This is a genomic window from Stutzerimonas sp. C6.4V (assembly GCF_058536345.1).
The window spans coordinates 1,221,428-1,238,693 of record NZ_JBZUBM010000002.1; the positions used below are offsets into that span (position 1 = coordinate 1,221,428).

A 17,266-nucleotide genomic window follows, 5' to 3' on the forward strand; every position below is an offset into this window, starting at 1 on the left:
TCCACACTTGAGGCAGCACATGCCGCGACCTTTGCCGCTGGGCATTTCAGCCATGTACTCGTCTACGGTGGGTAGCGACTTCCAGTACTTCTTTGCGAGATAGTCCTTGCGCATCAGGAAAGGTACTCGGAGCGCTAGCCCCAAGAACACGATTCCGACAATGATAAGTATGTATACAAACACTTCCTTCTCCGGGTATTTGCTAGCGGCCGATATTCTGGCATGTCGCCGGCCCATCAGGGCACGAAAAAACGGGCCGGGTACGTTTACATAGGTAAGAGGGCCAGGTGGCTTTTCCGGATATCTTTCCGCAGGTATATTTTCCACTCAAATGTTAGAGATATAGCATGGATCAGACTGCTTTCTACAACGCGCTTAACGAGTTCGAGAGGTTGCCTGGATGTATTGACCGGCTTACTGCTGACGCCTTCAAATCGGTCTTACAGTCTGAAGCTGCGCATAGAGCACAGAAAATAGTTTACGTATGGCGCAGTGAGCGAGCGTTTCCGCGTTTGAAAGGAGAGAGCGATATTATCTATATAGGCCAGACGAGCACTTCCCTCGCCAGGCGGTACGCGATGCGGCATAAATGGATTTCAACCAAGGCGAATGCTCATAAGTATGGGCATATAATTCAAGAGTTCGGGCCTATTACGATATCTGTCTGTGACTTTCAACGATTTGGAAGCTCGTTGCTACAAGCGGAGGGGCAGCTGTTGTGGTGGTACTTTCGGAACCATTGCGAATATCCGCCATTGAACTACTCAAAAACTAAGGTTCGTACGGACATGGTACTTATGGAAGAAGAGCTGTCCTGAAGTGAACATGGAAAAGGGGTCATGGAAAAGGGGTCAGGTACATTTTCGGAGCTTATTCCGTCTTTGCGCAGTTCTTGGGTCGTCCTCTAGGTTTGATGCTCACGTCACGCCCGAGCATCTGCTCGATTTCGCGGGCGAAGCGTGGTGAGCCGAAAGCCGCGTTTTGCTGGGTGGCATCGCGCAGCTGAGCAGTCATTTCTTCCGTTTCGTGTTGCAGGACTAGTGCCCGATAGCACGTGTAGCGCTCGCCGGCACCGGAGCCGAGTGCAAGATACTCAGGGTGCGGCGTTACCAGCACGGAGCGACGCGTGCCGACATTGGCGTGCCAAGAACTCCATGGATAGGCTTCTGGGTGAGTCACCATTCCGGCTCGTACGGGATTCAGCTCGATATAGCGCATGCAGCTAAGCAGGTAGCGCTCGTTACTCACTACGCTGGCCTTGAATCGGCCCGCCCACAGGTGTCCGGTACGTTCGAATCTGGCGTTGATCTTTTGCACGTACAGTCGATTGAGTCGCTGCATCAGCCGGCTAAGGCTGCCGGGCGCATGCGGAGTCAGTAAGAGATGGACATGGTTGGTCATCAGGCACCAGCTGTGGACGCTCACGTCCGCGTCAGCAGCATAGACGCTGAGCAGCTGCAGATATGCCAAGTAACATTGGCGGTCAAAGAAAACGGCCTGGCGGTCGACGCCGCGCTGCACCACATGGTGCGGCAGCCCGACAACCTCCAGCCGCGGTTGGCGCGGCATAACCCCTCCGTGGATCAGAAACTAATCCACGGAGCCTGAGCTACTAACCTCTTGATGGCCATAGTGGAATGGGTACTCTGTGACCTGCCGCAGCTGTATAGGTGGACATAAGCAGGTGCTTGTAATGAGTGTCCGGGTGTAGCCCACTACAAGGCAATTTCAGGTCGGCGGGTGCCGATGAAATTTCCGAGGTAGGGTGCTGGATCAGCGCGTGTGGCTCTGCTTGGTGCGACCTTCGCCGGATCTCGGGGAGGCGGGCTGACGGGTGGGGTTAAGGGCGGGCCAGCACCAACTTGCCTTGGCCTGGCCCGAGGTGCCGACTCGGTCAAGGCACCAGGCCCGTCGACCTGGTTAGCCCGCCATGTTCCTTATGGCCGAACTTTGTTCGTCGCTGGGCGCGAAAGTTCCCGTGTCAGTTTCCTTGCGTGGTTGTGTCTAACGCCAAAGCTGTACCGCAATGATCGGTGTTCGCCTTCACTTCAGGTTGCCAAAACTGAAGGTTTCACCTTCGCTCCGTAAATCCTCGCCGTGATTTGAGTCGGTCGACGTCGCAGCACTGCGCGCCTTGGCCAGGTTGGCCAGTTCGCCAAGGTTCTGCATTGAGAGCAGCTGGCAATAGGCGACGACCAGCGCCCCTGCGTCACGCAGCTCTCCCAGGGCCTCTGCCGGTAGAGTATTCAAGACACTCTCGTCGATCTGAAACAAACCATCGAAACGCCGCTCGCCCGATGCGCTCTGGATGGTCAGCGGCCAGGGGCGGATCAGTTCGAATTTCTGCAGCGCAGCGGTGGGCGCTTCGGTTGCCTGTTTGCTCACATGGGTTTGTTGCAGAAAGGTCAGAATCTCGCTGATCGCCTTGCTGGGCTGGCCATCTTCTTCAAAAAAACGCTCTCCCGTGGCGCCTTCGCTGATCAGTCCACTGGCTTCATCGATGCACATGACGTGCTGGCCATCCTCTGCTTCCAGCAGCTGGAAGGGGTAGCTGCGATAGGCGGCTGGGATGTAACGCCCCAGCCACTGCCCGGTGATCGATACCATCAGGTTCTCGCCTGGCTGCAAACCCATCAAAGCTGCGGGAACGAAACGTCCATTCTGGACGATAAAAGCGATCGGTAATGCCATGGTGGCCTTGGGCAACTCCGCCAGCACCAGCGGCGCGAGTGCATCGGTCGCAGCAAATGCGTAGGACGAGAAACGCTGCCAGTGTCGGTTGCCGTAGCGCTGTTTCGAGACAGGTACGTGGGGTGGCATCTGAGATCCTCCGGGGAGCGAGTGACAGGCGCTCGCTCAGCGGGAGCGAGCGCCGCATGGTGCCCCTATGCTAGGTCTTGATCCACCGCTTGGCCAACCCGCCGCTTGAAACGGAGCCTCTCCTGGCCCGTGCCGATGATTCGATGCGGGTTGATGCTTTGTAAGGGGTGGCTTGAGGTTGGCGATGTGTGGCAGGTGACAAGCGCTCAATAGCCGGCCGCATGCCGGATTGTTTCGCTGACGCCGGCTCACCTCGCGGTGAGTCAATGCGCGCTGGTCGGGCACGCCTTTGGCACCATGACGCCGGCGTCATGATGGTGGGCAGGGCTGGCCATGAAGGCGCGCCAAGCCACATGGCGCCGTTTACGCTATGCCCCTTGCCGCTGCGTCCTTTTTTGTTCAGTTACGTCGACCTTGTTTGCAAGCGCCCCGTTACGTAGCGGGGCGATTCAGACTGGCCCGCCCGCTGGCGCGAATGCCATAATCGCCGCCCATTCTTAGGTGTAGCCAGAGGTCGGATCAGTGCTGATCAGCATCGTGGTGCCGGTGTACAACGAAGGGCCACGTATCGCTCATAACCTTGAGCACATATTGACGGAGGCTGCAGCCGAGCAGTACGACCTCGAGCTGATTGCGGTGGATGACGGTTCGGCAGACGAGAGTGCTGCTGAGGTTCAGCGGCTTGCGTTGAGCGATCCTCGGGTACGTCTTTTGGCGTTCACGCGTAATTTCGGCAAGGAAGCTGCCGTATTCGCTGGCCTGGAGCATGCGAAGGGGGAAGCGGTCGTGGTGCTGGATGCCGACCTTCAACATCCACCCGCCCTGATTCCACAGATGATCGCTCAGTGGCAGGCGGGGTTTCAGGTGGTGGAAGCGGTGAAGCGCCGGCGAAACGATCCGTCGAAGCTCGATGGCTTGCTGGCGCGGGGCTTCTATTCGCTATACCGACGATTGTCTGGCTTTGATATCGAGGGGCATTCGGACTTCAAGCTCATCGATCGTCAGGTTGTCGATATATACCTTGGGTTGCCGGAGCGATATCGTTTTTTCCGCGGCTTGGTCAATTGGCTGGGCATCGACAGTGCGATGCTTCATTTCGATGTCGACGCGCGGGAAGGCGTCAGTCGCTGGAGCAAGTTCGGCCTGCTGCGCTATGCCTTGAATAATGTCACGGCTTTTTCAACTATCCCCTTGGCGATTGTCACCTGGTTAGGCTGCTTCACGCTTGGCTTCGGTGTGCTGATGGTGGCCATCACCTTGCTGCAAAAGCTGACCGGTCACGCCGCGGTGGGCTTCACGACGGTGAATATACTGCTGATCCTGATCGGTGGTTCAATCATGACCAGCCTCGGCATTATCGGCCACTACGTAGGCAAGATTTATTTCGAGATCAAGTCGCGCCCGATATATGTATGCAAGCCTGCCAAGCGGAGTGCGAAATGCAACAGCCCACGCTTGTAGTGCTGGCGATACTGCTGAACGTTGGCGCGCAAGTATCGATCAAGTTCGCCGGGCAGCAGGGGCCGGCCCAAACGCTGTGGGGCCAGCTGTTTTCTCCCTGGTTGGTGGGCGCAGTGGCCTTGTACGGCTTGAGCTTTCTGCTGACGGTAAGAATCTATGCGGTAAATTCGCTGTCGGTCGCCGCACCGTTCATGGCTGCCTGTACCTTCATGCTTATTTACCTGCTGGGTTACCTCTTGTTCAGCGAGCCGATTACGCTCGCTAAATCAGCGGGGCTCGGCCTGATTGTCATCGGAATGGCGCTGGTTCTGAATTAACAGTCATTCCCCGTGTGCCTGTGACGGGCCCTTACCCCTTTCGCGATCCGTTCTAGATGCCGCACTTCAGTTCTGCCGTTACAGCCTGGCTTGATCGTCCGCTACGATCCGGACATTACTACCTGGCTGCTTGCCTGGTTTCCGTGTTCTACACCTTGCACTTGTTCCCGCTCGATTTCTTTATCGGGACCGCCGGGTTCTGGTTCAACACCCATACCGACCCGACCCAGCACATCACGGGCATGTGGGCATTTGCTCAGGATCAATGGCGATTTCCGTTGTTGCACACGCGGCTGCTCAATGCGCCTGACGGCGTCTCGGTGGCGTTCACCGACAGCATTCCGTTGGCAGCGCTGCTCTTCAAACCGATCTATGCATGGCTGCCAGCGGGAAGCCATTACTTTGGTGTCTGGGTGTTCGTCTGTTATGTGCTGCAAGGAATGGCGGGGGCATGGGCAGCCGCTACGATCGCCGGACGATCTCCAGCGGCGCTCTGCTCTGGAACCTTGTTTGCGCTGATGATGCCGGCACTGATGATCCGCATCCCGCATGCGGCGTTGCTTGCTCAGTGCATGTTGATCGTTATGTTGGTGCTCTACTACCAGCTCAATGGTGCACGGGTTTCGCTGAAGTATTTCGTCGTGCGCGCGGTGCTGCTGCTATTGCTGTCGGCGGCCATCCACCTGTACCTGCTGGCCATGCTGTACACACTCTATGGAGCTGCTCTGCTGGACTACGCCTGGCGCATGCGTACCCGGACAGGCGTGGCACGCTCGGTGTCGTTGACCTTGCTCCCGATACCGCTGTTATTGCTGATCTTTCTGGCGCTCGGTTTCATGTCGGTTTCGGGCGGCTTGCCGCCAGCGGAGAATGGTTTCACCGAGTCCTCGATGAATCTGTTGTCGCCCCTGCTCGGTACTCACCTGGCCCCCAGCGGTTTTTTGCCCACTGAAGGAACAGTGCTCGATGCGACCGGACTGCAAATCGACGGACACAACTATCTGGGACTGGCGCTGCTTTTGATGCTTGGCTTTGCCGCCGTGACGCAGCCCAGGGGTATGCTGCTTTTTATCAGATCGCACATTCCGATGGCGCTGGTGCTGCTGGGGCTGGTTGCCTACTCCCTGTCCAATATCATCTATCTCGGCGGCGTGGAGGTGCTCAGATACCCGCTACCTGAGCTGGTCGAGCCGTTGACCCGGATCTTCCGAGGCTCTGGGCGTTTTTTCTGGCCAGTTGGCTATGCCTTGCTGTTGATGGCGCTTGGTTTCTTTCTCAGGCGCCCGAACCCTGCGTATCGTCTAATACTGCTGGCTTTGGTTGCAGTCCAGTATGCCGACACCGCTCCGCATCGCGCCTACTTGAGCGAGGCGGCTCATCGCGAGCCGGTATTTGCCTATGATCATGACCTGTGGGATAGGCGCATCGAACAGGCAAGCGCCGTTTATTTGTTGCCTACCTATGGGTGTGGGGCACCGGGGGATGATGCGTTGTTCCTGCAGTACTTTACTGCGCTGCATGCGGTGCCGTTCAATACGGGCTTCATCGCCCGCGTTGCAGGCGACTGCGCTGTGAAAGGCCAAATCGACAGCCGTCCGCGCGTGGCTGGGGAAGTTTTCGTCTTCAAACGATCGCACTATTCAAACGAGCAGATTCGCGCCGCCATGGGCACAAGCGCCGAACAATGGTGTGCCGAAGAGCCGATCGGGGTTGTCTGCATCGTCCCTGTGGCGGGTTAGTTCGGTATTCTGGCGATCCGTGACGCAGGTGCAGGTTTTAGCTGGCCCGCCGGCTGTCTGAAAGGCGGCGTTGCCTGGCAAAACGTGAACCGGTTCGGTTTGCCGGTTCAGACTTGATCGTTACTATCGCGTCTCGAGCCGTTGTGCATGCACGCATGCCGAGAAAACCGTGAACCGAGAAATTACCGAGCTGGGTACCTATCCATACCGGGCCGTGACCCATCTGTACGTTACGTTTCCAGATGGCAGTGTTGCGCTGGGTACGGGAGCAGTGGTCGGGCGCAACGATGTGCTGACCGCGACCCACGTTATCTATAATCCCGACGCTGGCGGTTGGGCCCGAGACATCCGCATCGCGGTAGGGGCTGACTACAATTCCAGCACTTACCGTTATGAAAGCCCTTCGCTGATCACGCTGGACAACCTTCGCTGGACCATTAATGGTTTCCCTTCGCAGACCTTTAGCGATGGCGACAACCAGACCCTTACGTTTGCTGAGTCACAGGCGGACGTAGCGCTCATTGGGCTCAACCACGCCATTGGCGACCAGGTGGGTTATTTCGGGATTGCCCCTGGCTATGACACGACACAGCTGGCGTATCAGATAGGCTACCCGCAAGGTAGCAGCGGCATGATGTACGGCGCATTGTTGGTGCAGCACAACAGTTACTACCAGATCTACCAAGCCTCTTCTGGCGGAGCCAACCAGCTGATGGGACCAGGCAGCTCCGGTGGGCCTCTGTTCGTTTTTGATGGGGATGTTCCAACCATCATCGGTGTTCGTTCCAGCGGCTCCGATACGAAAGCCTACTGGGCGGACATCGGCTACACCTATGAGCAATTGGTGGCTGCAATGAGCGCCAACGACGGGTTGTTGGCCGGGTGGGTGGCTAGCGGAGCAATCAAGGGCTCTGCCGGAAACGACACCCTCTATGCGACACCTTCGGCGGATTCGGTGGATGGCGGGGCAGGTCTGGACATCCTGGTTTTTTCGTCAGTCCGCAGTCAGTATACGGTGATGCTGGGGCAGGGCCGTGCGGTTGTTAACAACCGAACCATTGCCCAGGACGTCGACAATCTGACCGGCATCGAACGGCTGTCCTTCTTGGATGGCACGCTTGCCATCGATATAGGGGCGGGGCAGGTCGCAGGAAGCGCGTATCGCCTTTACCAGGCGGCTTTCGATCGTCAGCCGGATTTGGCTGGGCTCAAGTACTGGATTAATAACATGGACGCGGGCATGACGCTGCAGGGTGTGGCGCATTCATTCACCCAGAGCACCGAATTCCAGTCGCTATATGGCAGTCAGCCGAGCAGTGAGGTGCTTATCACGGGCTACTACCTTAACGTGCTGGACCGCGCGCCTGACTCGGCCGGTTACGGCTATTGGTTGAGCGAGATGGCCGCAGGCATGAGTGCCCCCGGTATGCTGGCTTCCTTTTCCGAGAGTCTGGAGAATCAGATCAAGGTGAGCGGTGCATTGGACCAGGGAATCTGGCTGGGTTGATGTGAAACACACGGCGCATTCGAGCCATGGCGGCTTCAAACGGATCATTTTCGAGCAGGATTGCTTCTGCAGACCCGGGGTGCCCCCAGCACATAAGTCACCGCCTGAGGGCTTCGGTTGCTAGCCGTGTCAGACGCGGTTTTTTTATCCCGCCGTTGTGAGTATTCTTCCCGCCTGTTTTTTTACCGGCGCGCACATGAACTGGAATCTCATACTCAACTTTACCCGCCAGGATCTGGTTGACCGCCATTCTGCGTCCGTACTGGGAGCGGCCTGGACTTTTATCCTCCCGCTGATCAACATCCTGATTTTTACATTGGTCTTCTCGCGCATTATGGGGATGCGCATTGGCGGCATGGGACAGGATCTCGGTCCATATGGATACAGCATTTACCTTGTAAGCGGATTGCTTGCCTGGAATTGCTTTGCGGCAACACTCACTCGAATCACTCAGGTTTTTCACGAAAAGGCACACCTGATCGGTAAGGTTCGTCTATCTCTCTGGTCTTTGCCGGTCTACGTGATTCTCAGCGAGACGGTGCTATATCTGATTTCAACCAGCTTCTTTATGGTCTTTCTATTGGCCATCGGCTTCGACTTTTCCCTGCGCTTGCTGTGGTGGATTCCGACATTCATAGGCATGCAGTTGTTAGCCTTTTCGCTGGGTTTGGTATGCGCCATCCTGTCGGTTTTTCTGCGTGATATCAAAGAAATGGTTGGTGTGGTTGTGCAGCTCTGGTTCTGGCTCACGCCAATCGTCTATGTTCCGGGAATCCTGCCGGACAGCGTGCAGCATCTTGTGCAACTGAACCCCTTTTACCACTTGGCCAATGCTTACCGCAGTGCACTGCTGGGTACCGAGCCGCCAAACCTGGTCGCACTGGGGCTGCTCGCGATCATTGCCGCCGTTCTGCTGGTGGGCGCGATCTGGGTCGGGCGTCGGCTGGAGCGGGACATCCGCGACTTTCTCTAAGGCTGCTCTCGGCACGATGATCGAACATGGAACCGCTTGCCCAATGGCTTGAGTCCGGCAATCGCCGACGCCTTTTGTCAGGGTTAGCACTGCCAGACCGGCGCTTATGATTTTTAGCTCTTATGCATTCTTGCTGTTGTTTCTGCCTACGGTGTATGGGCTTTTTCTCCTATTGCGTCGCTTTCGCATGGAAAGAGCCGCACCGGCCGTTCTGCTGCTTGCTTCGCTGTACTTCTATGCAGCCTGGAACTGGCAATATCTTGCGCTGCTGATCGGCTCGGTCCTGGCTAACTATCTGCTCGGTCAGAAAGTCGCGGCGCATCGCGGCAAGTTCTGGCTGACAGTTGCGGTAGTGGGGAACCTGGCAGTGCTCGGGTATTACAAATACGCTGGGTTCTTTTTTGGCTTCCTGCCGCAGAGTCGGGAATGGAATATTGTTCTGCCGCTGGGAATTTCCTTCTTCACGTTTCAGCAAATCGCTTGGCAGGTTGACCTGCACCGCAGGCGTTTGTCGTCACCAGGCAGCTTGGTTCACTACGGCTTCTTCGTGAGTTTCTTCCCACAGCTGATTGCGGGACCCATCGTACATGCGCGTACGATGCTTCCGCAGATCAGCCACGGCTGGCTGCGTAGGCCGCTCGCCTGGGAGTTGGGAGTGGCACTGCTCATTGTCGGGCTGATGAAAAAGGTATTGCTTGCGGACCCGCTGGCGCCGGCTGTGGACGGTTTGTTCAGTCGGGCCGCCCAAGGTGAATGGTTGTCGGGGCCGGAGGTGTTACTGGCCGGTCTTGCGTACGGCCTTCAGCTGTACTTCGATTTTTCCGGGTACGCCGATATGGCGCTCGGGCTGGGATTGATGTTCGGTATTCGTTTGCCGGTCAACTTCCGTTCCCCATACAAGAGCGCCTCGATCGTCGAGTTCTGGCGGCGCTGGCACATTACACTGTCGCACTTTCTCCGCGACTATCTTTATATTCCACTCGGCGGCAGCCGCGCGGGGCGGTTTCGCGCCAATGGCAATCTGATGGTGACCATGCTCCTGGGCGGCTTATGGCATGGGGCCGGTTGGCAGTTCATTCTATGGGGTGGGCTGCATGGCGCTATGCTAGTGCTCAGCCATACATGGTCCCGGCTGGTGCCGTGGCGGATACCACGCGCACCGGCTGTGATCTTGACGCTGGTTGCCGTTATGCTCGCTTGGATCCCGTTTCGAGCCGAATCGCTGGCTACGGCGCTGCACATGTATGCCGGCTTGCTCGACTGGCGCTGGATGTGGCAGTTCGATGCAGTGACCATTTTGCGTGAGCTGATGTCGATGCGCGTCGACCAGGGTTTGCCGTGGGTGAGTCTGGGGTTGTTATTGCTGGTACTGACCGCCCCCGGAAGCCGTGCCCTGTGCCTTGCTCTCGGCAGTTGGGGGCGGGGTCTGCTGATAGGCGCCGGTATCGTGGTCGTGCTTAAGGTCATGGCTGGCGAACCTGACCGGGCGTTTCTGTACTTTAACTTCTAGCGTAGCTGTCGATGGCCTTAGTCCGACGAAGTCCCAAAGCCTTTATACGCGGTGCGCTGCTCGCCAGTTCTGCTCTGCTAGTGGGTTGGTTAGCGCTGCTCTATGGTCAACTGGGTCGGCCTGTTGTGACTGACCAGTGGGTCGCGCAAAGCTACGCGCTCAAGCTGGCACTGGCCAATGCTGTGGATGGGCCGCGGGTGCTGGTTGTCGCCGGTTCCGGGGCTTTGTTCGGTCTCGATTCGGCGGTGCTGAGTGAGGCGCTTGAGCGGCCAGTGATCAATCTGGGTGTGAATGCTGGTGTGCAATCGCAGTTCATACGGCGCTACACACGTGAAGCGGTCAGGCCGGGAGACTGGGTTGTATTTCCTCTAGAATATCCGCTCTATCACGATCGTCACAGGGTGAACTTCGCGTTCAACAGCTATTGGCTAAGCCATCCGGGTATTCGTAGCCTGGATCTAAGTCCGCTGCAGCTGTTAAGGCTGTTCTGGTTTACCTCGCTTGCACGCGTTGTGGATGGATATCTGGGGCTGCCCAAGGGCTATCGCGTCGAAGGCTTATACGGGCCTCAGCATATGGATCAGCGGGGAGACCAGACCAACAGCGAGGCTGCCCGCCAGGAGATCTGGATGCGCGAGGCCGTGGAAGCTTCGGCGGTGCAGCGTTATGGTGCAGAAGCCAGCGACTACCAGGCAAACTGGGATCGCTGGGCTGAGCTTGCGCATTCGATCGAAAGGGAAGGAGGCTGCGCGGTATTTATTCCCCCAGCGATGCTTGACCGCCCGGCGTATCACGTCGGGACCGAATACGACTACTACGCCGGGCTTGCAGCACAAGCCGGGGAGCACGGCCTGATTTACCGTGGCGAGCCATTGCAGTTCATGTACCCGCCGGAGCGCTTTTTCGATACCAACTATCATCTGAACGCCGAGGCGCGCAGGCAGCATTCTGCAAGGGTCGCCTCACTCTTGAAGGAAGCCTTCGCGAACTGCAAAGTGCCTTAGTGAAGCGCGCCATGTGAGTGAGGGTTCCGGACCGGTTAGCGTTGACGCAACACTTTGCTGTAGACATCCAATGTGCGGGCTGCACAGGCTTCCCAGGTGAAGGTTCTCGCTCTCTTCAGGCCCGCCTCGATACGTTCCTCACGCAATCCCTGGTCTTCCAGGACCGCCAGCATGGCTGATGCGATATCGGCACTGTCGGTGGGGTCAATCAACCAGGCGGCGTGACCGGCGACTTCTGGAATGGATGTAGTGTTTGAGGCGATGACGGGACAGCGAGCGGCAAATGCCTCGATTACAGGCAGCCCAAAGCCTTCATAAAGCGATGGAAATACCAACGCGGCCGCGCTCTGTAGAAGCGCCATCACCTGTTGTTTTGGCAGGTAGTCGAGCCAGTAGCCTTCGCCACGTGCTTCTAATGCTTTCAGCTCAGGAAGCAAGTCCTCGTTCCCCCAGCCGTCACGCCCGACCACCACCAGCTTATGTTGCTTACGTATTGCAGTCGGTAGTTGACCGAATGCTTTCAGCAGGCCCCGAAGATTCTTACGGGGCTGCAGCGTGCCGACGAACAGAAAGAATCCCGGTTGTAGGTCGTGCGTGCGCAGTGTCGCGTCTATCTGTTCCTGATCGATGCGGTCAAAGTAACAGGGCTCCACGCCAAGGGGGGTAACGCTGATCTGCTCAGGTGGGAGGCCTAGATGCGCTATCAGGTCCTGCTTGCTGTGTTCGGATATCGTGATGATGTGGTCGGCGGAGCGAATGCTGCTTATGAACAGCCAGTTCTTCAGGCGAGGTAGATCCTGGCGAATCCACTCGGGGTGGATTAGCGGGATCAGGTCCATGACGGTTGCAACAACCGGAACCCCCTTGACCCGGGGGATGTGGTGGTCCGTTGCGTGGAGTACGTCTATCTCGCGCCGCATCTGAGAGGAGCTGGAGAGCGGTTTTCGTATGGCGGCAGAAAGCAGGGTGGATACCGAGAAACGCTGCGCCAGCATTTGCGGTACACCGCAGTCCAGTTTGGGCTGGCTGCGACCGAAGGCGTACGGTTTCAAGAGCCAGCCCTGCTGGTCCTCGGTTGTTGTCTTGAGCGCGTGCCAGAGCGCTCGAGTATAGATTCCAATGCCGTCCAGGTGGCCGGCACGCTGGCCCATCGCCCAAACTGTACAGCTGAAGCCGATGCTAGCTCCGCTAGCCGACTTTGCTGGCAATTCTTTGCTGGCCTCGTTCATTCCATTTCCACCTGTCTACGCCAGAAGTCCAGTAGTTCCCCGAGTGTGTCTTCAATCGGAACAGCCGGTTGCCACCCGGTAACCTTGCGCAATAGGCCGCTATTACCAATTGCGATGGGTATGTCAGATGGGCGCAGACGTTGTGGGTCAGTCTCGACTTGGATGCTGAGGGTCGTCATGTCCAGCAAGGAATACAGAATTGCACTGATCTGGCGAGGGCGGCCCGATGCAATATTGAAGAGTTTCGGATGATTGCGCTCGGGCGAGAGCGACATCAGCCGTAGATATGCCTCGCATACGTCTCGTACGTCCAGAAAGTCGCGGCTAGCTTCGATATTGCCTACGCTTAGCACCGGCGACTGTTTGCCCGCCTCTATCAATGCGATTTGACGCGCGAACGAAGCGGTAACGAAGTTAGCTGATTGCTGCGCTCCGATGTGGTTGAACGGTCGGACAATGACGCCGTTCATGCCTTGGCGGAAGTACTGAGCAAAGGCGCATTCCGCGGCGAGTTTGCTCGCCGAGTACGGGTTCATGGGCTGGCAGGGGCTCTGCTCGTCGAGTGCGATTCCTTGCTTGAAGCTGGCCCCATACACCTCGGCGGAACTGGTAAACAAGACGAACGCATTCGGTGCATGCAAACGCACGGCCTCGAGCAAATGCATGCTGCCCATCACGTTGGTCCGCCAGGTTTGCAGCGGATCGGTAAAGCTAGCGGGCACGTTCGAGACCGCCGCTAGGTGAATAATATGACTTGGCTGTGCCTGTTCCACTGCTGCGGCCACCGCAGCCGCGTCATGCATGTTGCAGCTGATGTAATCGTCTGCCGGCCCCTGGTTCGTTTGCAGTCGGTTGCTGAGAGCGGTGACGTGGTAGCCCTCGTTCCGCAGCATAGGGGTCAAAATGCTACCGACGAAGCCACTGGCGCCTGTCATCAGAACACGAAGTGTCACGAGTACTGCCTCTGCGTCGATGAAGGGATGAGGGGCTCGATCCAGGCCGCTAGTTGTTCTTTCAGCAGTTGGCGTTCGTACCTTTCGACGTTGCGCTGCCCGGCTGCGATAATCTGCTCGCGCAACCCTGGAGTCTGGTCAAGTAACCGAGCGGTCAGGGCGATTTCCAGCGGCTCGTCGCTTCCAAGGAGTAAACCTCCTTCTCCGAGCGTTTCAGGCACATTGGATTGGGCGCAGGCTATGACGGGCAGGCCGGCATGCTGTGCCTCGATCAATGGCATACAAAAGCCTTCATGAGCGCTGGCACACCAGTACTGTTGGGCGTTTTGGTACAGCCAGCGCAGTTCCGCTTCGCTGCACTTGCCCGGCATCAGCACTTTTTCCTGCAGCCCCAACTGCTCGATGTGATGCCTCAAACCTCGGGCATAATCCTCGCTGGTGGTACCGCCAACCAACAATAACCGTAATGATCTGCCCGGTTCAGCCTGCTGCAGCTTAACCAAGTGGTAGAACGCCTCGATCAACAGATGCTGTCGCTTGTTTTCAGCTAACCGGCCAACGCACAGATAATAGGCGGTATCGTTACCCGTTTCGATAAACATAGGCGCAGCGGTTTCGCCTTCCAGGCGGCGGCTGTCGACCAATAGCGGGAGTGTCTTCACCCCCTCGTAGCCTGCAGATTCCAGCTCGCGTTGGTTGAGCGGTGAGACCGCAATCGCGCCAATGAACTCGTCGCGCCAATCGACTAGCTGTTGTCTGCCCAGCTGAGCGTATTGCCGCAGGCCGCTTTCGGCGGGAAAGAATTCTGCTGGCGTGATGTTGTGGTAGACGAGTGCTTTAGGGCATCGCTGCGATAGCAGCCATTGACCATAATCATGGCCCATGGAATGGTGATATAGCAGCAAGGTGGTCTCGCTGCCATGTAGGGCTTGGGCTGGCAGAATGTCCCCTTTGAGCTGGTCAGGGACGCAATAGCTGAATATATCCGAGGCATAGCCAAGCTCGCGCAGAAGCTCGCGGGTAAACGTCAGGCTATTGGTTACACCATCCCCGACTGCGACCGATGCAGCAAACTGATCGATGCGCCCACTATTCATGTTGCACTCTTCTGTGCAGTTACGGCGTAGTCTTGGGCGCCATAGAACAGGGCGTTGCAGCGGCGAGCAACTTCGCTGTCTTCGATCAAGGCATATTCGTTGGGTATCGGATTGAGTCGGTGGACCTGAACGGCGGTAAACCCTTTGAACTCAAGCATGAATTCAGAAAACGCTGGCGGCAAAGGGTGGATATGGGTTGGGTCTGTGTAGAAGTGAGTGGCCGCCGATACCAGGTTTTCGGGATTGGGTGTTTCGAAAATGATCAGCCCGCCAGGGGTCAGCGCCCGCAAGCATTCATCAAGCAGGGTATTGAACTGCTCGAAGCTCAGATGCTCGATTACGTGGAACGCGGTAATGGCAGCGATGCTGTCGTCTGGCTGGCGTCTCAACCAGGCGAGGCCGTCTGCCACCTCTGCCTCAAGCCCCTGATCTTGGCAGGCTTGTACGTTCATGCTGTTGAGGTCGATGCCGATCCGCTTGCAGCTATCCGGCAGCATCTTCAACCACTCGCCTCGGCCACAGCCGATGTCTACCAGGGGCAACCGCTCAGCAAGCGCGGCGATATCGTCAACAATCGGCAGGTAATACGCCAGCCTTGAACGAATCGTTTCGGCATCTCCCCGGAAGCGATTCTCGAAAGCGAGGTAAAAGCTATCCGGAACGCCAGTATCAGGCGGGTTTCCAGCGCAGGCGTTGGCAGCAACATCCGAGGAAACGTTAGCGGGCTTGCTGTTGCGCTCCAGATAGGCAAGTCGACCACGCAGCTCTTGTTGGACTAGCTGGTAGCGTTGCAGCTCCGTTTGCTGTTCCAGCTGGCGTCTATTCTGCTTTTCCAATAGTTCATTGAGCTCAGCGATCGATGTCTGTTGGGTTTCGATGGTCTTCTGCGCGCTGCGGATAATCGCCTGAAGCGCAGCTTCGCTTGCCGATAATGACTTGCTCTGCTGTTCTAGCTGACGTGATTGAAGGTCGAAGCGGGCCATGTAAAAACGATGGCGTGCATCGGTTGCTAACCAGCCATACGCATTGCCCAACAACTTGCCGAGAACCGGCGTACGCCGTAGTGCGCTCTTTATCCGTGCGCGCCGCAAGCCATGCACCGGAACGTTTTGGCGCTTGCCTTCGGCTGAATATCGCAACGTGGCAAGAAATTCGAATCGGTCCGTGCCAGAGCGTAGCTGCACCAGCCAAGCCGCTGCCTCGGAAGCTTTTGCCTGGCGTCCCAGCAGCGATGGGAACGCTGCCTTGACCAAGGCTTCGTCGTCAAGCTGGACCAGATTCGACCATGTATACGGCTGATTGTAAGCGTTGGGCGGGGCGGGGTTGAACGGAGGGAGCGTGCGCCCTTCGCTATCCGACTGATAGCGCTGCACTTCGGCTTCGATGCGTCGGTTGAGTTCGCCGAAGTCGATGTCTGGGTTGTTAGGAATGAGCATTGTTAGGTCCGTCAATTACCGCGGGCGGTAGCTGGATGTTCTCGATCGAGGGGGAAAGGTCACAGATGCCACCAAAAAATGCACCATGGATCCCGGCGACCTCGAAACCAACGGCATTATCGCGCCAGTGATAGCACATAGCTGTATGATCGGCCCCTTCATGCAAGGCCACCGTAACGGTGTACTTCCCTGGTGCCAGGCGCATGGGAAAGCGGTACCGCATCTGCTTGCGCTCGCCGGCCCTTAGTGCAATCGGCAGGCCGAGGTAATGGCTATTGGTGCCGAAGATGTCCTGACCAAATCGGTCGCGGATCATCAGGCCGAGGGAAACATCAGTCAACTCTCGTTTGGCGCTAATTATCACCTCCATGCAGGCGATGTCGCCGCTGGCAAGAATTGCGCTGCGTGAGTTTTCGCCACCAAACTCGATATGTTCGATGCTTGCGTCACGGTTTCCATAACCGGATGCGTCCGGGCGCGCCGTGTAGGCGTCGTCCCCATCATCTCCGGCGAGTAGCTGGTTGTAGATGTTCACCGCGCTCTCAGGTTCCGTATCGGCAACTACGCGACCCTCGCTGAGTACTACTGCGCGATCGCAAATCATTTTGACTGCGTTCAAATCATGCGAGACGAATACGATCGAACCCCCTTTAGCTCTGAACTCCTTTATCCTCCTCATGCATTTCTGCTGGAAGTGTCCATCGCCCACGGATAGGGCTTCGTCAATAAGAAACAGGTCGGGGTCGGCATGGATTGCGATTGCGAAGGCAAGGCGCATGGTCATCCCGGACGAATAGGTTCGAATGGGCTCGTTAATGAACTGTCCCAGCTCGGAAAACGTGACGATTGCTTCTCGCCGCTCCTCGATCTGCTGGCGGGTCATGCCCAGCAACAGCCCATTGCCGACAATGTTCTGTGCCCCGGTGAGGTTGGGGTCGAAGCCGGTGCCCAGCTCTAACAGGCCCGTCACCCTGCCGGTGATCTTAATGCTGCCGGCGTCAGGCAAAAGTACGCCGTTGAGCATTTTCAGCAGCGTGGACTTGCCTGCACCATTGCGACCCAGGATTCCCACTGTCTCACCGCTGGCTACACTGAAGGAGATGTCATTCAGAGCAACGTGACGACGGTGGAAGCTGCGTCTGAATGCGATCTCCTTGAGGCGGTGCCACGGACGATTGTAGAGCTTGAATTCTTTGAAAACATTTTCCACTTGAAGCATA

The 17,266-nt window shown here is 57.2% G+C and carries 14 protein-coding genes; 7 read left to right on the plus strand and 7 right to left on the minus strand.

Annotated features, from left to right (window positions below):
* Positions 1–870: 870 nt before the first annotated feature.
* Together AC4LFW_RS21345 and AC4LFW_RS21350 are read right to left on the minus strand one after the other, a co-directional pair.
* Positions 871–1,569 carry a transposase gene (locus tag AC4LFW_RS21345; protein ID WP_491821917.1) on the minus strand — a complete coding sequence of 233 codons (699 nt, stop codon included), beginning with the start codon at positions 1,567–1,569 and terminating at the stop codon, positions 871–873.
* A gap of 474 nt (positions 1,570–2,043) precedes the next feature.
* Complete coding sequence (locus AC4LFW_RS21350; protein WP_491821919.1) at positions 2,044–2,820, minus strand: SapC family protein; 777 nt, start codon at positions 2,818–2,820, stop codon at positions 2,044–2,046.
* Positions 2,821–3,342: 522 nt separating this feature from the next.
* Here AC4LFW_RS21350 and AC4LFW_RS21355 point away from each other — a divergent pair.
* The 7 genes from AC4LFW_RS21355 (at position 3,343) to AC4LFW_RS21385 (ending at position 11,331) form a co-directional block, all read left to right on the plus strand.
* On the plus strand, positions 3,343–4,281 hold the full coding sequence (locus AC4LFW_RS21355) for a glycosyltransferase family 2 protein (RefSeq protein ID WP_491821921.1): 939 nt from the start codon (positions 3,343–3,345) through the stop codon (positions 4,279–4,281).
* On the plus strand, positions 4,260–4,598 hold the full coding sequence (locus AC4LFW_RS21360; protein WP_491821923.1) for a DMT family transporter: 339 nt from the start codon (positions 4,260–4,262) through the stop codon (positions 4,596–4,598). The genes AC4LFW_RS21355 and AC4LFW_RS21360 overlap by 22 nt, the downstream gene beginning before the upstream one ends.
* Positions 4,599–4,654: 56 nt before the next feature.
* Positions 4,655–6,337: a DUF6311 domain-containing protein gene (locus tag AC4LFW_RS21365; RefSeq protein WP_491821925.1), complete on the plus strand. Its 1,683-nt coding sequence runs from the start codon at positions 4,655–4,657 to the stop codon at positions 6,335–6,337.
* A gap of 214 nt (positions 6,338–6,551) precedes the next feature.
* Positions 6,552–7,844: a DUF4214 domain-containing protein gene (locus AC4LFW_RS21370; RefSeq protein WP_491821927.1), complete on the plus strand. Its 1,293-nt coding sequence runs from the start codon at positions 6,552–6,554 to the stop codon at positions 7,842–7,844.
* Positions 7,845–8,040: 196 nt separating this feature from the next.
* On the plus strand, positions 8,041–8,817 hold the full coding sequence (locus tag AC4LFW_RS21375; protein ID WP_491821929.1) for an ABC transporter permease: 777 nt from the start codon (positions 8,041–8,043) through the stop codon (positions 8,815–8,817).
* A 367-nt stretch (positions 8,818–9,184) separates the two neighbouring features.
* Positions 9,185–10,327 carry an MBOAT family O-acyltransferase gene (locus AC4LFW_RS21380; RefSeq protein WP_491821931.1) on the plus strand — a complete coding sequence of 381 codons (1,143 nt, stop codon included), beginning with the start codon at positions 9,185–9,187 and terminating at the stop codon, positions 10,325–10,327.
* Between the two features lie 197 nt (positions 10,328–10,524).
* Positions 10,525–11,331, plus strand: coding sequence for a hypothetical protein (locus AC4LFW_RS21385; RefSeq protein WP_491821933.1), 807 nt, complete (start codon positions 10,525–10,527; stop codon positions 11,329–11,331).
* Positions 11,332–11,366: 35 nt separating this feature from the next.
* Here AC4LFW_RS21385 and AC4LFW_RS21390 read toward each other — a convergent pair whose 3' ends face one another.
* Genes AC4LFW_RS21390 through AC4LFW_RS21410 form a run of 5 tightly spaced genes read right to left on the minus strand, consistent with a single transcriptional unit; the run spans position 11,367 to position 17,265 of the window.
* Positions 11,367–12,560 carry a glycosyltransferase family 4 protein gene (locus AC4LFW_RS21390; protein WP_491821935.1) on the minus strand — a complete coding sequence of 398 codons (1,194 nt, stop codon included), beginning with the start codon at positions 12,558–12,560 and terminating at the stop codon, positions 11,367–11,369.
* Positions 12,557–13,495: a GDP-mannose 4,6-dehydratase gene (locus AC4LFW_RS21395; RefSeq protein ID WP_491822225.1), complete on the minus strand. Its 939-nt coding sequence runs from the start codon at positions 13,493–13,495 to the stop codon at positions 12,557–12,559. The genes AC4LFW_RS21390 and AC4LFW_RS21395 overlap by 4 nt, the downstream gene beginning before the upstream one ends.
* 14 nt (positions 13,496–13,509) lie before the next feature.
* Positions 13,510–14,610 (minus strand): glycosyltransferase, encoded by a 1,101-nt coding sequence (locus AC4LFW_RS21400; RefSeq protein ID WP_491821937.1) that lies wholly within the window; start codon positions 14,608–14,610, stop codon positions 13,510–13,512.
* Positions 14,607–16,046: a class I SAM-dependent methyltransferase gene (locus AC4LFW_RS21405; protein WP_491821939.1), complete on the minus strand. Its 1,440-nt coding sequence runs from the start codon at positions 16,044–16,046 to the stop codon at positions 14,607–14,609. Before AC4LFW_RS21405 ends, AC4LFW_RS21400 begins: the two co-directional genes overlap by 4 nt.
* Positions 16,033–17,265 (minus strand): ABC transporter ATP-binding protein, encoded by a 1,233-nt coding sequence (locus tag AC4LFW_RS21410; protein WP_491821941.1) that lies wholly within the window; start codon positions 17,263–17,265, stop codon positions 16,033–16,035. The genes AC4LFW_RS21405 and AC4LFW_RS21410 overlap by 14 nt, the downstream gene beginning before the upstream one ends.
* Position 17,266 lies beyond the last annotated feature (1 nt).